This window comes from Acinetobacter sp. TSRC1-2 (assembly GCF_049895885.1).
GTDB lineage: Bacteria > Pseudomonadota > Gammaproteobacteria > Pseudomonadales > Moraxellaceae > Acinetobacter.
This window is the reverse complement of sequence record NZ_JAFCTF010000015.1, coordinates 41142-60531: the sequence shown is the minus strand read 5'-3', so window position 1 is coordinate 60531 and position 19390 is coordinate 41142. Positions and strand designations below refer to the sequence as shown.

General features: G+C 37.0%; 20 protein-coding genes and 1 pseudogene. 11 read left to right on the top strand and 10 right to left on the bottom strand.

The annotated features are described in order from the left end of the window. Positions 1 to 5 precede the first annotated feature (5 nt). Complete coding sequence (locus tag ACP69Y_RS14505) at positions 6 to 707, bottom strand: hypothetical protein (RefSeq protein WP_425919132.1); 702 nt, start codon at positions 705 to 707, stop codon at positions 6 to 8. A 374-nt stretch (positions 708 to 1081) separates the two neighbouring features. Here ACP69Y_RS14505 and tssH point away from each other — a divergent pair, with 374 nt between their 5' ends. Genes tssH through ACP69Y_RS14475 form a run of 6 tightly spaced genes read left to right on the top strand, consistent with a single transcriptional unit; the run spans position 1082 to position 8514 of the window. Beyond that, the gene (tssH, locus tag ACP69Y_RS14500; protein WP_425919130.1) at positions 1082 to 3760 is read left to right on the top strand and encodes a type VI secretion system ATPase TssH; all 2679 of its coding nucleotides are present in this window, start codon (positions 1082 to 1084) and stop codon (positions 3758 to 3760) included. Between the two features lie 38 nt (positions 3761 to 3798). After that, complete coding sequence (tssA, locus tag ACP69Y_RS14495) at positions 3799 to 4917, top strand: type VI secretion system protein TssA (RefSeq protein ID WP_425919128.1); 1119 nt, start codon at positions 3799 to 3801, stop codon at positions 4915 to 4917. Positions 4918 to 4922: 5 nt separating this feature from the next. Beyond that, positions 4923 to 6287 (top strand): type VI secretion system baseplate subunit TssK, encoded by a 1365-nt coding sequence (tssK, locus tag ACP69Y_RS14490; RefSeq protein WP_425919126.1) that lies wholly within the window; start codon positions 4923 to 4925, stop codon positions 6285 to 6287. 11 nt (positions 6288 to 6298) lie between these two features. Next, entirely contained in the window at positions 6299 to 7105 is an 807-nt protein-coding gene (gene icmH, locus ACP69Y_RS14485) for a type IVB secretion system protein IcmH/DotU (protein ID WP_425919124.1), read from the top strand. A 12-nt stretch (positions 7106 to 7117) separates the two neighbouring features. Beyond that, positions 7118 to 7549: a hypothetical protein gene (locus tag ACP69Y_RS14480; protein WP_425919122.1), complete on the top strand. Its 432-nt coding sequence runs from the start codon at positions 7118 to 7120 to the stop codon at positions 7547 to 7549. Then, complete coding sequence (locus ACP69Y_RS14475; RefSeq protein WP_425919120.1) at positions 7546 to 8514, top strand: M15 family metallopeptidase; 969 nt, start codon at positions 7546 to 7548, stop codon at positions 8512 to 8514. Before ACP69Y_RS14480 ends, ACP69Y_RS14475 begins: the two co-directional genes overlap by 4 nt. A 48-nt stretch (positions 8515 to 8562) precedes the next feature. On the opposite strand, the gene ACP69Y_RS14470 is transcribed toward ACP69Y_RS14475, so the two are convergent. The 7 genes from ACP69Y_RS14470 to ACP69Y_RS14440 all read right to left on the bottom strand — a co-directional run bounded on the left by ACP69Y_RS14470 (position 8563) and on the right by ACP69Y_RS14440 (position 13880). After that, positions 8563 to 9327: an alpha/beta fold hydrolase gene (locus ACP69Y_RS14470; RefSeq protein WP_425919118.1), complete on the bottom strand. Its 765-nt coding sequence runs from the start codon at positions 9325 to 9327 to the stop codon at positions 8563 to 8565. Positions 9328 to 9658: 331 nt separating this feature from the next. Further along, positions 9659 to 10528: an MBL fold metallo-hydrolase gene (locus ACP69Y_RS14465; protein ID WP_425919186.1), complete on the bottom strand. Its 870-nt coding sequence runs from the start codon at positions 10526 to 10528 to the stop codon at positions 9659 to 9661. After that, entirely contained in the window at positions 10528 to 10950 is a 423-nt protein-coding gene (locus ACP69Y_RS14460; protein ID WP_425919116.1) for a DUF6691 family protein, read from the bottom strand. The genes ACP69Y_RS14465 and ACP69Y_RS14460 overlap by 1 nt, the downstream gene beginning before the upstream one ends. Before the next feature lies 1 nt (position 10951). Then, positions 10952 to 11368, bottom strand: a complete 417-nt coding sequence (locus ACP69Y_RS14455) for a YeeE/YedE family protein (protein WP_425919114.1) — start codon at positions 11366 to 11368, stop codon at positions 10952 to 10954. Positions 11369 to 11789: 421 nt separating this feature from the next. Continuing rightward, positions 11790 to 12524: a zeta toxin gene (locus tag ACP69Y_RS14450; RefSeq protein ID WP_425919112.1), complete on the bottom strand. Its 735-nt coding sequence runs from the start codon at positions 12522 to 12524 to the stop codon at positions 11790 to 11792. 25 nt (positions 12525 to 12549) lie between these two features. Next, complete coding sequence (locus ACP69Y_RS14445; RefSeq protein WP_425919110.1) at positions 12550 to 12807, bottom strand: hypothetical protein; 258 nt, start codon at positions 12805 to 12807, stop codon at positions 12550 to 12552. Positions 12808 to 13523: 716 nt separating this feature from the next. After that, complete coding sequence (locus ACP69Y_RS14440; protein WP_425919108.1) at positions 13524 to 13880, bottom strand: immunity protein Imm33 domain-containing protein; 357 nt, start codon at positions 13878 to 13880, stop codon at positions 13524 to 13526. 125 nt (positions 13881 to 14005) lie between these two features. Here ACP69Y_RS14440 and ACP69Y_RS14435 point away from each other — a divergent pair, with 125 nt between their 5' ends. After that, positions 14006 to 14614 carry a LexA family protein gene (locus tag ACP69Y_RS14435; protein WP_425919106.1) on the top strand — a complete coding sequence of 203 codons (609 nt, stop codon included), beginning with the start codon at positions 14006 to 14008 and terminating at the stop codon, positions 14612 to 14614. Positions 14615 to 14763: 149 nt separating this feature from the next. Here ACP69Y_RS14435 and ACP69Y_RS14430 read toward each other — a convergent pair whose 3' ends face one another. Beyond that, entirely contained in the window at positions 14764 to 14913 is a 150-nt protein-coding gene (locus ACP69Y_RS14430) for a hypothetical protein (RefSeq protein ID WP_425919104.1), read from the bottom strand. A gap of 344 nt (positions 14914 to 15257) precedes the next feature. Here ACP69Y_RS14430 and ACP69Y_RS14425 point away from each other — a divergent pair. From ACP69Y_RS14425 to accC, 4 genes and pseudogenes are all read left to right on the top strand, one after another. Further along, a pseudogene (locus ACP69Y_RS14425) lies at positions 15258 to 16234 on the top strand (DUF4113 domain-containing protein). Between the two features lie 246 nt (positions 16235 to 16480). Then, positions 16481 to 16936: a type II 3-dehydroquinate dehydratase gene (gene aroQ, locus ACP69Y_RS14420; protein WP_425919103.1), complete on the top strand. Its 456-nt coding sequence runs from the start codon at positions 16481 to 16483 to the stop codon at positions 16934 to 16936. A gap of 16 nt (positions 16937 to 16952) precedes the next feature. Next, entirely contained in the window at positions 16953 to 17366 is a 414-nt protein-coding gene (gene accB, locus ACP69Y_RS14415) for an acetyl-CoA carboxylase biotin carboxyl carrier protein (protein WP_424620432.1), read from the top strand. An 18-nt stretch (positions 17367 to 17384) separates the two neighbouring features. Beyond that, positions 17385 to 18752, top strand: a complete 1368-nt coding sequence (gene accC, locus ACP69Y_RS14410) for an acetyl-CoA carboxylase biotin carboxylase subunit (RefSeq protein ID WP_425919100.1) — start codon at positions 17385 to 17387, stop codon at positions 18750 to 18752. 78 nt (positions 18753 to 18830) lie between these two features. Here the strand turns inward: accC and ACP69Y_RS14405 are convergent, their stop codons facing one another. Then, positions 18831 to 19313, bottom strand: coding sequence for a hypothetical protein (locus ACP69Y_RS14405; RefSeq protein ID WP_425919098.1), 483 nt, complete (start codon positions 19311 to 19313; stop codon positions 18831 to 18833). Between the last annotated feature and the right edge of the window lie 77 nt (positions 19314 to 19390).

The following is a 19390-nucleotide window of genomic DNA, read 5'->3' as shown; positions in this document are numbered from 1 at the left end:
CTATTTTAGTTCTTATTAAATGAAGCAAAAGGACTTGAACCAGAAACTGTTGTATTGCCGCTTTGTGGTTTGGTCATTACTGTTGTATTTCGTGTGCTTGCTTTTACTGGCATTGGATGAGCATTAATATTTTTTGCGCGGTCTGTTCGTGTTGTCTTATTACCTGAACGATTTGATGAAACAGTTTTAGTTAATCTTTTTTGTTTAATAGATATCTCCGTGATTGCTTTAGCATCAGATGTGTCAGGTTCAGGTAGTGAGGTATAAATACTTTCAGACAGTTTTTTCGCTGCAGGATAAGTCGTTTTTGCACTTAAATAACGCATTTCATTAGAACGCATATGCTGCAAAGAACTATCAGCAATACCCACTCCTGCAAGAAAAGCAATATCCGTCAGTACAGTACGTTGAACATTTTGTTGACCTAAACTTTCTACGAGCTGTAATGCTTTTAGATTCTTTCCAAGTTGTTGATATTTTTGTGCAGCTTGAATTAATAATTCATTTTGCAAGGTAATATTTTTCTTATTCTTTTTATCGCATATTTGGCTATAAATATTGAGTAAGTTTGGGTCAGTTTCGCCAATAACTAAAGGATAATCTTTCATACACCCTTTTTTTAGCTCGACTGGCTTTTCATCGGCAAAAGTTAATTGACTCACCGAGATCATTACAATCAAGGGGATAAAAAATATATTTTTATTCAAAAGATGCCTCTAATTATTCTAATTTTATTGTTTAGCTGAGTTAAATCATATTCCTCGATTTTCTCATTTTAGTTTAATTTTTATAACTTCAAATCAACGTTGCGAATTTAACAAAAAATAACCACTTAAAGTCAACAGGGAATTAACAAAAAATGATGCTTTTATCATTTTTATTGTTTATTTATGTAAAAGAGCCTAATTTTGATCAAATATTTTTTAATATTTCGAAAGAAATGTGTAGAATGTGCCAGATACTTTAACCAATAAAAAATAAGCTATTGTTTTTAATAAAAATTTAAAAAAATAAAATCCGATCAATTCAGTATTGAGATAAAAACAAAAACTGATTGTTCTTTTAGCATGTTGAGTAACATATGAATAATTTAAAAATTTTAATTACAAAATTATCTTCTAGTGCCCGTTTAGCCCTGGAAAAATCAGCCAATACGTGTATTTCTCAACAAAATTATGAAATAGAAATTGAACATTTCTTTTTAGAACTTCTACAGAATAATTCAAAAAATGATTTACAGCTGTTATTGGAAAAATACAAAATCTCGACTGATGGTTTAATGAATGATTTGAAAGAAAGTATTTCACAATTACCTAAAGGCAATGCACGAACCCCTATTTTTGCAAAATCAATTATAGGTCTATTAGAACAAGCCTGGTTGTTGGCTTCAGCAGAACAAAAACCACTCATTCGTAGTGGGCATTTACTGATTGCATTATTGACTGGGTCTGATCTTTATCAAATTGCAGTTCGCGCTTCCAGTCTATTTGACTTGTTCCCTTTGGATACCATGAAACATAAGTTTTTAGATATATGTTCACACAGTATTGAATGTGAAAACGAAAAAAATGCAGATCAGCAAGACATAATAAAAACAAAGCAGCAAGCCGAGTCAGTATTAAAAACCCCTGCTCTGGATCAGTACACCATTAACTTAACGGAAAAAGCAAAAAATGGTGCGATTGACCCCGTCATTGGTCGCGAGTTTGAAATTCGCTTAATGCTTGATATTTTAATGCGCCGTCGTCAAAACAATCCTATTTTAACAGGGGAGCCTGGAGTTGGAAAAACTGCAGTTGTTGAAGGTTTAGCCCTAAAAATAGCTAACAATCAGGTTCCTGATGCTCTAAAAAATGTCCATTTACATGTGCTTGATATGGGGCTATTACAAGCAGGTGCCAGCGTTAAAGGGGAATTTGAGAACCGTTTAAAACAAGTCATTCAGGAAGTTCAAAGCTCAAGCTACCAAATTATTCTATTTATTGATGAAGCACATACCTTAATTGGTGCAGGTGGTCAAGCTGGTCAAAATGATGCTGCAAATTTACTCAAACCCGCTTTGGCTCGCGGTGAATTGCGAACTATCGCTGCAACCACTTGGGCTGAATATAAGCAATATTTTGAAAAAGATGCTGCATTAAGTCGTCGCTTTCAGGTCGTAAAAGTTGAAGAACCGACGGCAGTTGTCGCAATAGACATGCTTCGTGCCATGATTCCTGTCATGGCAAAGCATTTTAATTTGCAGATTGAAGATGAAGCGATTGTGACAGCAGTAAACTCCTCTCATCGATATATCAGTGGACGTCAACTTCCGGATAAAGCGATTAGCGTACTTGATACTGCAGCCGCTCGTGTTGCGCTCACGCAGAATGCTCAACCAGTCAAGCTAGACCAGCTCAAGGCACAACAACATAATTTGAATCTTGAGCGTGAAATTCTAGAAAATGAACATAAGCATCTACCTATTCATCATGAACGTTTAGAAGCATTACGTCAGAAAATTGAATTACTTAAATCTGAAATTAAAGCTACAGAACGACAATGGCAATCTGAACTTAACTTTGTTCAACAGATTCAATCTCTAGAGCAACAAGAACAGTCTCATAAACCCGTAGATCAAAACAAAGACGTTATCACTGCCCTTCGTCAGCAATTGGTTGATATTCAAGGGACCTCACCCTTGGTTTATGAACGTGTAAATGCACAAGTAATCAATGAAATTATTTCTGACTGGACTGGTATTCCTGTCGGGAAAATGGTCAATGATGAAATTAAGCAGATTCTGACTTTAGAAAACAAGTTGGCTGAACGCGTCATGGGACAAGACTATGCATTGCAGCAACTGGTTCAGGGCATCAAAACTTCGAAAGCAAAACTTGAAGATCCCAATAAGCCGCAAGGTGTATTTTTATTGGTGGGTCCAAGTGGTGTAGGTAAAACTGAAACTGCACTCGCCCTTGCTCATGAATTATATGGGGGTGAATCTCATCTGATTACCATTAATATGTCTGAATATCAGGAAGCGCATACCGTCTCATCGCTTAAAGGTGCTCCTCCTGGCTATGTCGGATATGGTCAAGGGGGTGTTTTAACTGAAGCGGTACGACGTAATCCCTATAGTGTTGTCTTGCTCGATGAAATTGAAAAAGCCCATAGCGATGTTCAGGAATTATTTTATCAGGTTTTTGATAAAGGTATGCTTGAAGATGGTGAAGGTCGTTTAATTGATTTTAAAAATACCACTATTCTTTTAACTTCCAATGCAGGCTCGAGTGACATCATGCAAGCTTGCTTAAACTCGCCTGTTACTGAATGGCCTACTGCAGAAGAATTAATAGATCAACTAAAACCTAGTTTATATAAACAGTTTAAACCTGCATTTCTAGGTCGTATGCGTGTTATACCTTACTTCCCTCTACATGATGAATTACTGCTACGTATCATTAAGCATAAATTGGGGAAAATTACTGCACGTTTAGAACAACAATATTCAAGCAAAGTTACCTATAGTGAAGACTTGATTGAATTAATACTCAGTCGTTGCACCGAAGTCGATAGTGGCGCACGTAATGTAGATAACATTCTTAATTCTTCGATATTACCTGCCTTAGCCACACACATTTTAGTTTGCTTAGCAGAACAAAAATCACCCAAGCAAATCTATATTGATGTTCAGGGGGATGACATCGTTTATCAACTTGATCCTGTTGCGAAAACCACAAAAGAAAGAACAAAAAAAACCAAAGCTATAGAATCATAATTTATAAAAACTTTATTAAAAAATTAAAAAGGCAGAACATGAGTTTAGAACTCGAAGTATTATTAAAAGCAATTTCAGATGAAGCCCCGTGCGGGATGGATTGTTCATTTTCAAATGAGTTTCATGCCATTAAGAAAGCAAAAACTCAGGATGATCCACTATTAGATCAGGGTGACTGGATTGCTGAACCTAAACAGGCCGACTGGATTTTTGTAAATTCCAAATCAACTGAATTACTGACCGAGAAAACCAAAGATATTCGGTTATATAGCTGGTTGATTGAAGCATGGTCAAACCTGTATGGTTTTGCAGGCGTGGCCAAAGGTCTAGAGCTGACACAACGTAGCTTAAATGATTTCTGGATGTTATTGCATCCAGAAATTGAAGATGATGATTTGGATCAACGTCTGGGGTTACTGCAAGGACTGATTAATCAACTGCCAGCGCTAATCAAAAATACCCCCGTGGTGAATGTGTCACCTTTTTATTCTTTAATTGATTATGACGGCTTATTGCACCAACAAAATTTACGCCGTAAATATCCTGAAGATACTGAAAAGGTGCAAGTAAAATCGTCACTTGAGAAATTCGAACAGGCACTCTTCAACACAACTCAATCTTTTCAATATCAAAACTATCAGAATTTTTTAGAAATTTTGAAGCAATGGAATATTTTAAAAAATGTGCTGGATGGCTTACTGGGCTTAGATGCACCAAGTTTTGCGGCAATTGATGTGCAAATGGAAGCAGTTCATAACAGTCTGAGAAAAATATATAAAACAGATGCTTTTGAATTACAAGCAGTAGCAATGAGTCAGTCAAATACTATATCAAAAACAAAAAAATCACCTGAAGCTATTCATTCACCCATTGAAATTGCATCCGCAACGCATCCACAAAAATTTCAACCACAAGCTCAAAATCATGTGGCAAATCGTGAACAGGCCATGCAAGTTCTACAAGATCTTGTAGATTATTTTCAGGCCAATGAACCGCATAGTCCAGTCAGCTATATGCTGCAAAAAACCATCAAGTGGAGTCAGATGCCATTACATGAATGGTTAAGCCAAGTGATAAAAAATGAAAATCCTTTAGAAACTGTACATGAGCTTTTAGGTGTACAAAAAAATAATCATGAAACAAATAATAATTGGTAAATTACATGTTTAAAGCAGAAAAAATTCTTTGGGGCGAAGGCTTATTTTTACGCCCACAACATTTTCAATTACAAGATGCATATCATGAACAGCGCTTAAATCATACTATTCGCTCGACCATTCCTTTTGCTTATGGTGTGCAATCCATCCAGTTTGATGAAGTACAATTAAGCACCCATGTCTTGGCTTTAGAAAAAGTGAATATGATTTGGCAAGATGGCGATATTTACCAAGCACCTGCACGTGACTTATTACCACAACCGATTCAACTGAATGAGTTAAGTTTACGTGGTGAAATGACAGTCTATTTAGCCTTACCGATTATTCAACCTAATAAACGCAATGTCTCTTTTGAGGAGAGTACCCAACCAAGCCGTTATCATTCACATCTTAGCGAAACACATGATTTATTTACTGATGCAAGCGTAGCAGATATTACTTTATTACGACGCCGTGCAGAATTTAAATTATTTGAATTCGGTATTGAACCTAACCATGAACTGGATGGCTTTTTATATTTACCTGTGGCAAAAGTTAAACGTCAAAGTTCGGGAAATTTTGAACTCGATCGCAAGTTTATTCCACCGATCTTGCATATTGAAGCATGCGAAACGCTGATTTCAGGATTAAAACGTACCTTAAATATAATTAAAGCCAAGATAAAAACCATTCAAAGCAACAATCGTGAAAACGAACAAAAACTGATTGAATTCCGTTCAGGCGATATTGTCTCTTTTTGGTTAGTCAATACCTTAAATACTGCACATACCACACTGAATCATCTTTTGCAGTATCCACATAGCCACCCGGAACGATTATTTTTCGAATTACTGCGTTTAACCGGATCATTACTTACCTTTTCAACAGCATATGAAGTTGATCAATTACCACAGTATAGGCATCATCAGTTACAAGAGAGCTTTTCCCAACTCGATGTGATTTTACGTGATTTGCTGGACACAATTATTTCAAATCGCTATCTCAGTATCGCGTTGAAAGAAGCTCGACCATCTTATTGGATAGGTAGTCTTGAATCCGACAAAATTACGCGTGACACGCGACTTTATATCGCAGTTTCAAGTGGCATGATGCAAACCCATGAACTGGTACAGTTCGTCCCGCTGCGTTTTAAAGTAGGTACTTCTATCGATGTTGAACAACGCGTTATTGCCGCACTTCCAGTTATCCCTTTACATCACTTAATGCAGGTTCCAACGGCAATTCCGGTACGTTCTGGTGTGAGTTATTTTGAAATTGAACCGAACAATGATCTCTATCAACGGATGCTCGATGCTGAATCGATCTGTATTTATATCCCTGCAGGTTTTCAAGATATTTCGATTGAACTGATTGCTGTAATGAATAGCTAAGGAGGTTTCAGATGAATATAAATAATAATGCGCCTTCGCTTTTTGATGATGGACAAATAGGCATAGGTTCCAACTCAACCACGACTCAAGCCAAAGTTACCAGTGCGACCAATCTTGTCGATTTATTACATGATGGTTTCTATATCGTTTTTTTACTGAAGAACCAATATATCCCTTCTAATGCAGATGAGTTCCGGGACAAAATTTTAAATCTCTTAAACCGCTTTGAAAATCAGGCAAGAAAACTGCAATTTTCAGCGGATGATATTCATGATGCCAAATATGCCTATTGTGCATTACTGGATGAAACGGTTGTGACCCAACAAGATGCTCAGTTTTTTGATTTGCAAAACACTTGGATGATTAGCCCTTTACAGTTGAGTCTTTTTGGTTCGCAACTTGCTGGTTATCGTTTTTTCGAAATCTTAGAATTCCTCCGTAGCCGCGGTAAAGAACGACTCGCAGCATTGGAAGTATTTCACTATTGCATGTTGCTCGGTTTTCATGGGAAATTTCGAATCGAGTCTATACAAAATTTAAATCATCTGGTTGCACGTGTCGCAGATGAAATCGACTTCTTGAAAGGAAAAAAAGCATCTTTTTCCCCTTTTTCAGGTTTACCTGACCAAATCAAACATATTATTCATCGCGAATTACCATTTTTTGGAATTTTAATCTTTTTAGCGATTTTTGCTTTATCTTCATTTATTGGCTTAAATTTTATGCTTTCACATCAAAATAATAAATCATTAGCAGGCTATCAGAATATTATTAGTTCACCTGCTGAACAGGTATATATCACTATACATTTACCATAAGAAAATATAAAAATGGCGAACGAAAACCAAACTTCTTTAAGAATACTACAGCCTTCAAAAAAAATAATTCATCCACCGGCATTTTATGGAATTTTAGGATTTTGTACTGGGGTGGTTTTTAGCTCGATTGTGGGCTATGTGTATTTAAATACTTTAATTCATAATGAAATTGATCGTAACTTGAGATCCATTAATACCCACTATTCAGAACAAGCTCTCTTAGAAAAGAAACAGCAGTTCGCTACAGGGTTAGAAAATCATGCCATTCCACCCGATATTCAAATCAATCAGCCTGTGCAAGATGAGGAACATCCTGTTGAATTTCCTCAACCCCAAGAGGATGATTTAAGTAAGGTATTTATACATCAGGATCAGCCAAGGTCTATGGTAAAAAGCCTAAATAAAACGCCAGTAATATCTAAAGAAACCGCCGTGTCTCCATGATTATCGTTATTTTTATTGGATTCATCTTGGTTTCTTGCAGCCTAGCATTTCTATCCTCTTATGAGTTGCGGGATAAAGTACAACAATTTTTCTTGGGTGTTATTCCTCAAACTAAGAAACAATTTAATTCTGCCAAGCAATTTGCTCTACAGTTGAATCAGGCTGCTGCGCCTGAACAGATCCAGTCATATTGGCATTTACAACAATGGTGGATTCTGGTTTCAGGTTTTTTTCTATTCGCCAGTATCTTGATTTTTACTTTTACGCGACCGATTAATCCAACAAAAATCGAAGCGGACTATTTAAGAGAAGTGGATCCTCAAATTTATGTCTTGCTGGATGGGCAGATGCTTTCATCACCACCAGAAGTGGAAGAATCATTAATTGAAGAAGCCATTATTACTGCGACAAATATTGAGTCTACTGAGACTACTATTCAGGCAGGCGTGTTTAACCCAAATGTTGCAGACCTACATATGCAATATTCGCATGGTGATCTTGCATCGGCTGATCGTAAATGGCATAAAATGAATCCACGTTATAAACAGCGGTTACTGATGGTATTTAAAATCATGCAAGAACGTCATGGTTATGAAATGGTTTTATTAGAGGGCTATCGCAGTCCTGAACGTCAGAACATATTGGCTGGAAATAGCAATATTACCCGTGCGAGAGGTTTTCAAAGCTATCACCAATTTGGTTTAGCTGCCGATGTTGCATTTAAGAGAAATGGAAAAGTTGTTATTTCTGAACGTGATCCATGGGCAATGCAAGGTTACCAATTATATGGCGTAGTTGCAGAATCGGTTGGTTTAACTTGGGGTGGTCGTTGGAAGTCGATTCAGGATTATGGGCATACGGAGTATCGTATGCCAGGACTCAGAAAAACAGCTGAAATGGCTACGCAATTAACTTCTGAAGGTCAATTGTTGACGAGTAATGTGAATAAATTATTTAACCAGTAGCTCAATAGCTCAATCAAAAAGATGAGCTACTATGTTTAAAACTTTAACTTAATCTAAATATTGATTGATCTCATCAAGTACCTGCTGGGGTTTTTCTGCATGTAACCAATGTCCTGCACCCTCTATCACTTTAATTTTGGCATTTGGAAATTGCTGTTTGATTGCATTAAAATGCTCATCTTTGCTTATATATGCAGATTTACCACCCCGAATAAACAGTACTTCTTTTTGCCAAGGCTGAATCGCATTCCAATGAATAATATCCGGGTAATGGTTAAATAAAACATCTACATTAAAAAGCCAGTGACCTTGGCTAAATGATTTCATTAAAAACTGGATGACCATTTCTTCATTTAAATATTCACGCATGATTTGAGTTGCTTGTTGTCGGTTTTCAGCCTTCGCATTTTGTACAGCAAATAATGCTTTAAAAATTTGATCATGATGATTTTCAGTATAAGCAAAAGGTGCGATATCCAGAATAACCAGTTTCTCTAATTGATCCCCTATTCTATTCGCCAATTGCATGGCAATTTTTCCACCCATTGAATGACCGATAACAGAATATTTTTGAAGATTGAGAGAATCTAAAGTGTCTATAACATCCTGTGCCATATCGATATAATTCATTTCTGATGAATGTGCTGAATGTCCATGATTACGTACATCAATTTGAACAACTGAACGTGATTCATAAAATGCGCGTGCCAACATACCCAAATTACTTAGGCTTCCAAACAGACCATGAATTAATACAAGAGGTGTTTTTGTCAAAGTGGTTTCATTTAGATGAATTTGGTAATTTAAAATCATGAATGTCTTTTATAACAATTTTAGTTGTAATTATTTTTGATGATAATAGGGATTTAATCAATTGCCATTTTTTAAAAATATAATTTTGCTTAGGCTATTTATTGAAGGTTAAAAATTTTAGCTAGTACTTTTACTCTACGTTTTAACAGTATCTAAATGGCAAACTCTCTTAACTTACTCATAAATAAAATAATTAAAAACAAACATTTATAAAATTAATTATAATAATTCTATATTTGCTTAGGCTATATTCTAAAATAAGTTCCTATAAGACCCGATATTACCGAGTTCCTCTATGCATTTACTGTTTTAAATCTGCTTCACTCTTGAGCTATTTAAAATAATTCAGTGGCAATTTTAAATAACGAATTCCGTTTGCTTCTGGTTCAGGAAATCTTCCCCCATCCATATTGATCTGAATCGCAGGTAAAATTAGCTTAGGCATTGAAAGTGTTGCATCACGGCGGTTTCGCATCTCTACAAATTCTGTTTTGCCTGTATTCTCATTCAGATGAATATTGTTTTTTTTCTGCTCCTGAATACTGCTTTCACTTTGATATTCTTTTCTGCCTGTAGGTAAATAATCATGACACAGAAAAACCCGGAACTTTTCATTTAACTGATATAGTTTTTGTACTGAGTCAAACAAAGTCTCGGCACTGCCCTTGGGGAAATCACAGCGTGCTGTTCCATAATCTGGCATAAACAAGGTATCACCTACGAACACAGCATCTCCAATTACATAGCTTAGGCACGCAGGTGTATGTCCCGGAGTGGGGATGTTATAGGCTGCCAACTCCCCTATTTGAAACTGTTCTCCATCTTCAAAAAGATGATCAAAAGTTTGGCTCGAATTAAAGTGTTTCATATCCAGATTATAAATTGCACTGAATGTTTCTTGTACAATGGCAATCTTCTTACTCATTGCGATTTTTCCACCTAATTGTTCTTTTAGATATTGAGATGCTGTGAGATGGTCAGCATGCACATGGGTTTCTAAAATCCACTCTACACTTAGGCTATTTTGAAGAACATAGTTGATCATCAAATCAGCCTGTGTGGTTTTGGTGGTTGCTGACGACGCATCGTAATCCAAAACACTATCAATAATTGCACAACGCTGACTGACAGGATCGGTCACTACATAACTAAAGGTATTGGTCTGCTGATCAAAAAAATGCTGAACGTGTGGGTATTGCATCATAAATGTTTTCCCATCAATTGGCGCTGAAGCAACATACTGATAAACATCGCAACAATAAAGTAAATCGCTTGGTAGTGGCCCAAGCCGATTAAAGTCAGGCTTGGTGCGGGACAAATACCTGCAATCCCCCAACCGATTCCGAAGATTAGGCTCCCTAGCAGTAAATTAGAATCGATCTTGTTATTTTTAGGTAAATCAATGAAGTCTCCATACACAGTTTTTGGAGTCTGTTGATGTATCGCTTTTTGAAACGGAATAAATGCCACGGCGATTGCACCTAACATCACAAATGCAAGACTCGGATCCCATTGACCAAACAAATCTAGAAAATCTAATACTTTTTTAGGATTAGACATACCTGACAGCATTAAGCCAATGGAAAACACTCCGCCAAATACAAAAGCCCATATATTTTTCATATCAGAATGCTCCTGTGATATGGCGAAGAATATAAACCGTCATAAAACCTGCAAACATAAAAGTTATAGTCGCTACAATCGAACGTTTAGAGAGGCGGCTTATGCCACAAATGCCATGCCCACTGGTACACCCGGAGCCCATACGCGTACCAAAGCCAACCAACAAGCCGGCAATGATCATCATCAGCGGGCTAGCCTCCAATACAATATAGGGAGTTTGAACCCTGCCATAGAAAAATGGCACGACAAACAATCCTAGCAAAAACCATAAAGCAGGCGTTTTGAATAGAGTTTGAGGGTTTAATACTTGCGCAATTAAGCCGCTTACCCCAGCAATACGACCATTCACATACAAGTATCCCACTGCAGATAGACCGAGCAGAATTCCACCGAGAAATGCGAGTAGAAAGTCGTGCATGAGATCGATGCTCCAATAAACAATATACGTTTATATAATATATTTTAAAATATATCAAATAATGGGGTTTTGTAGATGATGAATTGGAAGGCTTATTTTATCGAGATCATTTAGCGATGCAGTTGAGTTTCACAGTAATCTTTTAGAAATTTAAAAGACCACATCGACCTAGATTTTTATACTAAATTATTCTACCCAATCCACGGCGTATGCACTATGAGATATCGTTTAAATCTTGTTTGATTTATTTCAAATTCCTTTTTAGAAGCTCAGATATAGTCCCTGAGTAGACTTCCTAACCTAGTAATTAATCCCCTAGTTTTTTATATCTTTTGGGATCGAATGACTTGTCAGATCTGTAGTCCATTAATTTCTTGCTGTGGTCTTACTCAATGGCTTGTTGATAGATATATACAATCTTTTATTTTTCAGTGAAATTTTTCAGAACTTTGTCTGCAAACCACCAGGGCAAGTGTTGAACTTCAGGATTAATGTTTAAAGTTTCCGCAGATTGAATCTCGGCAATAAATGCTGCCTTTTCACCATTTGACGAATTATCAAATAAATAGGTGCGATCACTGGCATCTACGGCCTGCATCAGTAAATCCATACTCCGGTAATAACGTTCAACAATCTTTTTTTCTGGAACAGGATGTCCACCGACACTGACCCGATACTTGACTCGAGCAATATTAATTATCGGATCGACAGTCGACACATAATACAAATAGGTTCTAAAACCCTGCCGCTTTGCTTCTTGCAGAAACTCTACCTTAGAAATATGCGACATCACTGTTTCAAAAGTAAAACTAATCTTTAAGCGTAGAAATTCTAAACGAATATAATCAATGATACGTGCGCAGAGATAGGAATCTATTTCTGATGGATCAAACTGAATAATATTGCAATCATCCAATATCACCGGTTCCATTTTTAACAACGAAACCAGCTGTCCCGCATTAGGACGTTTTTTCTGTTTTAGAAAATCAATAAGATCTTGTGCTTTTAAAGCCGGGTGATAAGTCATCAAATCTAGCTGATAACTGGTATGAAGGTTTTGTTCTAGTTCGTCAGCATTTAAATAAGCCCCAATATGATGGGGCAATAAATATTCTTTAACTGTACTTTTTCCAGATCCATTCGGACCCGCAAACATCCTTATTCTTGGTTGAGGCATTAAATTATACAGCTGCCTCTTGTTTTCTCTTGCGTTTTAAAACTTTAGGAAGATGATCTAGGGTAACGTAAGCCTGAGACAAGTCATGAATCACGGTTTCGTTACCATTGGCTTCGCGTCGTACCAACTGCTGTTCTTTTGCATAAACGACCGTCGCGACCGAACATGCTTTCTTAAAGGCATGACGAAATGCATGTACAGCAAGTTTAGGAATCATATCATCCTCATATTTCCCTGCTTTCATGATGGTATAAGCTGTCATACAACAACTCCAGTTACACAAGGTATATTTCTCTAATATATTAACATAGTACGAATAATTGTCTATTTATACAGCAACACAAAAATGTAACCCTTTGCTCGATCTAGATATAGATATCATCTGCTGGAATTTTTTGTATATACCTAAAATCTGCTTTCTTGATCACTTCAACAAGCTTAGACAGATTTAAAATCCTTGTTCTCCGCACAAACATATTATTTGAAACAGGTCTATTATTTGTTTTTCACTCCAAGATACTTCAAGGAAGATTAAAAGATCTTAAGCAACTTGATGGATCCATCCCCACTGCAAAATATTCACTTTGGTTCTTATACCACCCCCTATTGAAGTTAGCCTCTAACGACGTCACATTCTACAGTCATCTTATATGAAATTTCTCTTTTAGCAGATTCCCTCGAATCAACAGAGATAGAGCCGAAATAACCGCTACTATTAAATAATTAAAGAGCTTGTTTTGAATTATGCTGATTGTCTTCATGAACTGACAACTGCGTTCATACATAGGCTTCGAATAATTTAGTAAGCCCAATCGCAATCCAACAACAATCAGAAAGTACGTATATATAACATCATTAATTTTGATTCAAAGCTGCGCTAAATATTCTGATCATTGTATTTTTAAATTCAGGTTCCGAAGAAGAAAAAAGCCACTTATTCAGTGGCTCATATCATTAACTTGGACAGCTTACTTTTACTTAAACTTGGCCTTCTTTCCATACATCTTCATAATCTTCACGATCAATCATAAAGCGGAAACCTTCAGCCAAAGCCAGGTACGGAAGGACTTCGGGCAAAATATCCTGTAACTCTCGCACAGTCATGGTTTGAAAAAAATCTTGACCTTCTCCCAGTTCCCCGCCATAGATAAACCAGGCCACATTTTCTTCAGTTTCAGGCTTCTTACGAATTCCGACAATCGGCTCTTGATTTAATGTCTCTACAGCAACTGCAACTACATCGTCCCCACTGACTTGGATATAAGCAGAATCAAATTCCTCACACAATAGTTTTTGTTCTGCAATTAATTCTTCTAAAGGAGATTTCTGGTTCATGGCTTATACCTTGGTAAATTGAGCTGAATAGGGCATTTTATCCTAGATCATAAATATGTAGGCAATCTTTTTATTTGCAGTATTTTTTGTTAATCTTGAAAAAGTTACAAATTCAAGAAAAAACAATGAAACTTAAAAATGCAATGATAGTCGAACATAGCCACGGCGGCAGACGCAAAAATGCAGGGCGAAAGACACAATATCAGGAAAAAACCGTAGTCATGCGTGTGCCAGAGTCTAAAGTGCTGGAAATTAAGGCGTGGTTACAGCCAAAGCCTGAAGATGATCGCATTAGCAATATTGAACTGCATCCAATTCAAATCCGAACAAAGTTAGATATTCCTTATCCCCTGGAATCAGTTGCCACAGGTTTTTCCTCATCTGCTCTGGATTACACAGAAGACTTTATCGACTTAAATGAATACTTGATCCATAACCCACTTAATACATTTGTATTACGAGTGAATTCTTTGTCGATGAAAAATGCAGGTATAGAGATAGATGACCAGATTCTCATTGATCGTAGCTTGAACGCTGAACACGGCGATATCGTTTTAGCTTTAATCAATAATGAATTCACGGTAAAACGACTGATGAAAGAGAAACAAAACAATGGTCAATGCAAGATCTGGTTAAAAGCAGAGAATCCAGAATATCCCGATATTTATTTACATAGTGAAGATCAATTAATTATTTGGGGAGTTGTGACCTGTATTTTAAAAAAACTACGATAATGAAATTATACAAGCGCAATAGAAACCGAAATTTTTTCGGTATAAATGAAAAGACTTTCATAAAAAATAAATGTTTGATTGCCGTAAAACAGCAAACTATTTATAGAGAAAAAAGCCCCAAGATAATCTTGAGGCTTTTTGTTTAACCCTTAGCGTTGTTGTTGCTGTGGATTTTTTTGCTGTTGATTTGATTGTTGCTGTTTGTCTTGTTGTTGCTGTTGCTGTTTGTCACTTTGTGGGTTGTTTTGCTGTTGTTGACGTTGATTGTCATTCTGTTGATTGGGTTGTTGATTAGCCATTTCCATATCCATCCTTTAGTTGTTAGGGATATGCCGTACTAATTACGACTCTTACTAATCTAGCGGATATTTCCGTTTCACCAACCCCCAAACTGTATCTACTTAATTCATTGTAATATTCAGAATATTAATCTATTGATTTCTAGTAAGTAACTCTTGTCAAGCTTTACGCTCTTAACTGTAATTACACTGAAGCTTACACGAGGTTAAACCTCCTCATCTAATATCCTATTGATTACTCACAAATTTTTAATTTGAATTTTTTTTGAGCATCTCTTTATCCTCAACTTGATAACGTTACAGAATCAAGATTAAAAATAGTGGAACAATAACTATTTGCTTTAATAGATATTAATAACGTTTATGTCAGCTGTGAGCGCGTATTTAATCCGTTTTTGAATGGAAACCTGTAGTTGTATTCTCTAATAATAATGGCTGCGTGGTTTACGTAGTAATGAAGCCAAAGCTTTAACCATTGGGATGGCTATTCCTTGGTATGAAACTGAGAAAGAGGCTTTACAGGCAGGGGGAAAAGTATTTTTCAGTAATTATGAAAGCCTACTTCAAGAAACACCGGTAGCAAATGTTTAGGGTATTGGTCGCAAAATCAGCAAGCAACTTCAAGGTTATAAAAATTTATAATAGCTATGACTTAACTTTTGCCAATGAACACCATCTTGCCAAGCAGCTTTCAGTGGTCTTGCACAGACTATTCGTGAGCTAAAAGGTCAATCCTGTATTACCCTGAAAGATCCTTCAATTCGCTCAAAAAAAATCCTTTCTTCCCGCAGCCTTGACTGAAAAGACCATCATAAAACAAGCGGTTACTTTCCATCTAAAGCGTGCTCATAAACGCTTAACTGCACAACAGCGACTTTGCGCATGTATACATGTTGCGCTGTATGAAAAAATATCCATTCCCCCTATAAAAAGAGTGCTTCCTATGTACTATGATTTGGAATCTGGAACAGATGATTTACTGAATTTAAACCAAGTTTAATTAAAGCAAATAGATGTTTTATTTAAAGAAAATAAAAAATATGTCAAAGTTGAGGTTATATTTACTGCGCTACATTCAAAGCAGCAGCATATTCATGACTTATGGCAGCTATTAGAACTGATTCAACCACGTGAGCATTTGATGAAAACCTTATTGAAAATGAAGCAGCGATACGGTTCGGATTGTATAAAAGTCGGTTACCATTCCGCCAGTCAGGTATGGCAAATGAAATAGCATCACTGATCTTCACGCTACACCATCTGTTGGCAAGAACTTCTGACAATTAATGATTCAGTAATGGCTGTTACACAAAATAAATGAACTGTTTTGGTCAATTCGGTTTACAATGTAAAAAATAGTAATAACGAGAAAAAATTATAAAAAATGTCATTTTTTAACATTGCCAATTCCTTGCAAAGTTTCCATTATATAGCTCAGTTTTGACACATAGCTTCCACATTGATTCAAACAGTTTATAATAACAATGTGGAAATATATGCCATAATACGCAAACTTTGCTGACATCTTGCAAGGTGAATTTGCAAACTTATAATTGGAGCAAGCTGAATGAGCTCGACCATTTTGGTTATTCATGGACCGAATCTAAATTTGTTAGGAAAGCGAGAACCTGAAGTTTATGGATATCTCACCCTAGAAGATATTAACAAGAAGCTCATCTCTCAAGCTCAAAATGCATCTATTTCATTAGACACTTTCCAAAGTAATTGGGAAGGTGCAATTGTGGACCGAATTCATCAAGCTCAACAAGAAGGCGTACAGTTCATCATTATCAATCCTGCCGCATTGACACATACCTCTGTTGCAGTCCGTGATGCCCTGCTGGGTGTCGCAATCCCGTTTATTGAGGTTCATTTATCGAATGTACATGCTCGAGAGGCATTTAGACATCATTCATATTTGTCCGATAAAGCCGTTGGCGTAATTTGCGGTTTAGGTGCTCAAGGCTATGCCGCTGCACTAGATTATGCCATCGAAAAAATTCAACTTTCTACGCAATCATAATTAGGAATACTGTCTCATGGATATCCGTAAAATCAAGAAACTCATCGACCTGATGATTGAATCTGACTTACAAGCGATAGAAGTTAAAGAAGGTGATCAATCCATCGCCTTAACTCGTCGCAATCCAGTGGTTGCGGCAGGTGTTCCAACCATGCCTGCTGCTGTAGCAGCGCCTGTAGCTAAAACTCCACGTGGCGCTGTAGAAAATTCACCGATGGTTGGTGTGTTCTATGCTGCACAAAGCCCTGGCGAACCACCATTTGTTAAAGTGGGTCAAACCATCTCTGCTGGCGACACTCTAGGCATCATTGAAGCCATGAAAATCATGAACCCAATTGAAGCAACTCAAAGCGGTGTGGTTGAAGAAATTCTAGTTAAAAATGGTGAAGTCATTCAATTTGGTCAACCACTTTTCCGCTATCGCGCGTAAAACCACGGGGATTTATAAATGTTGCAAAAGGTATTAATTGCAAACCGTGGTGAAATTGCTTTACGCATTACCCGGGCTTGCAAAACTTTAGGAATTAAAACCGTTGGTATTTATTCCGATGCCGATAAAGACCTCATGCACCTTCGCTTTGTTGATGAAGCTGTGTGTATTGGTCCGGGTTCAAGTAGTGAAAGCTATTTAAACATTCCAGCAATTATTACTGCTGCAGAAATTACTGGTGCAGATGCCATCCACCCAGGTTATGGCTTCTTGTCTGAAAATGCCGAGTTTGCAGAAATTGTTGAAAATTCCGGTTTTATCTTTATTGGACCACGTCCAGAACATATTCGCTTAATGGGGAACAAAGTTTCTGCCATTATTGCAATGAAAAAATCGGGTGTACCCACCGTTCCAGGCTGTGACCATGCTGTAACCATTCACAATGCCCTTGCTGAAGCAAAAGAAATTGGCTTTCCGCTGATTGTTAAAGCGGCATCAGGTGGTGGTGGTCGTGGTATGCGTATTGTTGAACGTGTAGACACTTTACTTGAATCTGTTCAGGCAGCACAGCGTGACGCAGAAATGTGGTTCGGTGATGATACCGTCTACATGGAACGCTTCTTGCAGAAGCCGCGTCATGTTGAAGTACAGATTTTGGGTGATGGTAATGGTCATGCGATTCACCTTTTTGACCGTGACTGTTCTTTACAACGTCGCCATCAAAAAGTACTGGAAGAAGCACCTGCTCCAGGCTTACCGGAACAGGCACGCGCTGATATTTTAGAAGCATGTGTCAATGCATGTAAACTTATGCAATATCGTGGTGCCGGTACATTCGAATTCTTGTTTGAAGATGGTGAATTCTTCTTCATTGAAATGAATACCCGTGTTCAGGTTGAGCATCCAGTGACAGAAATGGTGACTGGTATCGACATTATTGAACAGCAACTGCTTATTGCAGGCGGTCTTGGTCTTAACATAGAACAAGCCGATGTTGAATGTCATGGTCATGCGATGGAATGCCGTATTAATGCGGAAGATCCAACAAATTTCCTGCCATCTCCTGGGAAAATTGAGCATTATTATGCGCCAGGTGGTGCAGGTATTCGTTTGGATTCGCACATCTATCAAGGCTATAGCATTCCCCCTTACTATGACTCAATGATTGCCAAACTCATTGCGCATGGTAAAGATCGTAAAACTTGTATTGCACGTATGAAACAAGCATTAGAAGAAATGATCTTAACGGGAATTAAGACCAATATTCCTTTGCATAAAGACCTGATCTTACAAGATGAAAATTTCTGTGCTCAAGCCATGGATATTCATTATCTTGAAAAGCATTTGCTTCAGAAATTAGAAGGTCAGCAAAAAGAAGCATCTTGATACTAACTTCTTAAATAAAAAACCGCTCTTAATGAGCGGTTTTTTATGTCTTTACTTTTATTATTTAGTTTTTAGCTCTTACGGTAAAACACGGCGTAATGTCGCGAAACATTGTTCTGCTTTTTCATTACTACAAAAATTAATAGTTGATGGATTTTTCCATTGCACAAAATACTGAGAAATCTCGCCTGTTTGATCTTCCTGAAGACCCGAGCAATCTTTTTCATTATTATCATACTTTACTTGCAAAACCAGTGCAGGTAACAAAGTACGTTCCTCTTGGGATTGCTGGTAGTCATAAATGCCTGATGACCACTCTTGCCCACTTTTTATGATGACGTTGTTATTACTTTTAAAATTATAGTATTCAATACATTTTTTATTATTGGCAACTTGCATTCCCCATAAGCCAACAATTTCAGGACGAGTTGCGACACGAATAGTATTTGAACTTTCTGTTTCAGCTGTGTCATCTTCTGTTGCCACCACTGCTTTATTGTCATTTGCCATCGTTACAGATGAGCATAATATAAGTAAAATTGTTAGATATGCGTTTTTCATACAGAAGTTCAATGCTAAAAAATCTCTTTCTATAACTTAGCATATTTTTATGAAAAACCAGTATTTATCACCATATT

Excerpts from the sequence above, each read along its gene's own strand:
- ACP69Y_RS14455 (WP_425919114.1), bottom strand. The coding sequence starts at position 11,368 with ATGCACGACTTTCTACTCGCATTTCTCGGTGGAATTCTGCTCGGTCTA.
- aroQ (WP_425919103.1), top strand. The coding sequence starts at position 16,481 with ATGAGCTCGACCATTTTGGTTATTCATGGACCGAATCTAAATTTGTTA.
- ACP69Y_RS14450 (WP_425919112.1), bottom strand. The coding sequence starts at position 12,524 with ATGTTTGCGGGTCCGAATGGATCTGGAAAAAGTACAGTTAAAGAATAT.
- ACP69Y_RS14475 (WP_425919120.1), top strand. The coding sequence starts at position 7,546 with ATGATTATCGTTATTTTTATTGGATTCATCTTGGTTTCTTGCAGCCTA.
- ACP69Y_RS14445 (WP_425919110.1), bottom strand. The coding sequence starts at position 12,807 with ATGACAGCTTATACCATCATGAAAGCAGGGAAATATGAGGATGATATG.
- accB (WP_424620432.1), top strand. The coding sequence starts at position 16,953 with ATGGATATCCGTAAAATCAAGAAACTCATCGACCTGATGATTGAATCT.
- ACP69Y_RS14465 (WP_425919186.1), bottom strand. The coding sequence starts at position 10,528 with ATGCAATACCCACACGTTCAGCATTTTTTTGATCAGCAGACCAATACC.
- ACP69Y_RS14480 (WP_425919122.1), top strand. The coding sequence starts at position 7,118 with ATGGCGAACGAAAACCAAACTTCTTTAAGAATACTACAGCCTTCAAAA.
- tssH (WP_425919130.1), top strand. The coding sequence starts at position 1,082 with ATGAATAATTTAAAAATTTTAATTACAAAATTATCTTCTAGTGCCCGT.
- icmH (WP_425919124.1), top strand. The coding sequence starts at position 6,299 with ATGAATATAAATAATAATGCGCCTTCGCTTTTTGATGATGGACAAATA.
- ACP69Y_RS14430 (WP_425919104.1), bottom strand. The coding sequence starts at position 14,913 with ATGGCTAATCAACAACCCAATCAACAGAATGACAATCAACGTCAACAA.
- tssK (WP_425919126.1), top strand. The coding sequence starts at position 4,923 with ATGTTTAAAGCAGAAAAAATTCTTTGGGGCGAAGGCTTATTTTTACGC.
- accC (WP_425919100.1), top strand. The coding sequence starts at position 17,385 with ATGTTGCAAAAGGTATTAATTGCAAACCGTGGTGAAATTGCTTTACGC.
- ACP69Y_RS14405 (WP_425919098.1), bottom strand. The coding sequence starts at position 19,313 with ATGAAAAACGCATATCTAACAATTTTACTTATATTATGCTCATCTGTA.
- ACP69Y_RS14470 (WP_425919118.1), bottom strand. The coding sequence starts at position 9,327 with ATGATTTTAAATTACCAAATTCATCTAAATGAAACCACTTTGACAAAA.
- tssA (WP_425919128.1), top strand. The coding sequence starts at position 3,799 with ATGAGTTTAGAACTCGAAGTATTATTAAAAGCAATTTCAGATGAAGCC.
- ACP69Y_RS14460 (WP_425919116.1), bottom strand. The coding sequence starts at position 10,950 with ATGAAAAATATATGGGCTTTTGTATTTGGCGGAGTGTTTTCCATTGGC.
- ACP69Y_RS14435 (WP_425919106.1), top strand. The coding sequence starts at position 14,006 with ATGAAACTTAAAAATGCAATGATAGTCGAACATAGCCACGGCGGCAGA.
- ACP69Y_RS14440 (WP_425919108.1), bottom strand. The coding sequence starts at position 13,880 with ATGAACCAGAAATCTCCTTTAGAAGAATTAATTGCAGAACAAAAACTA.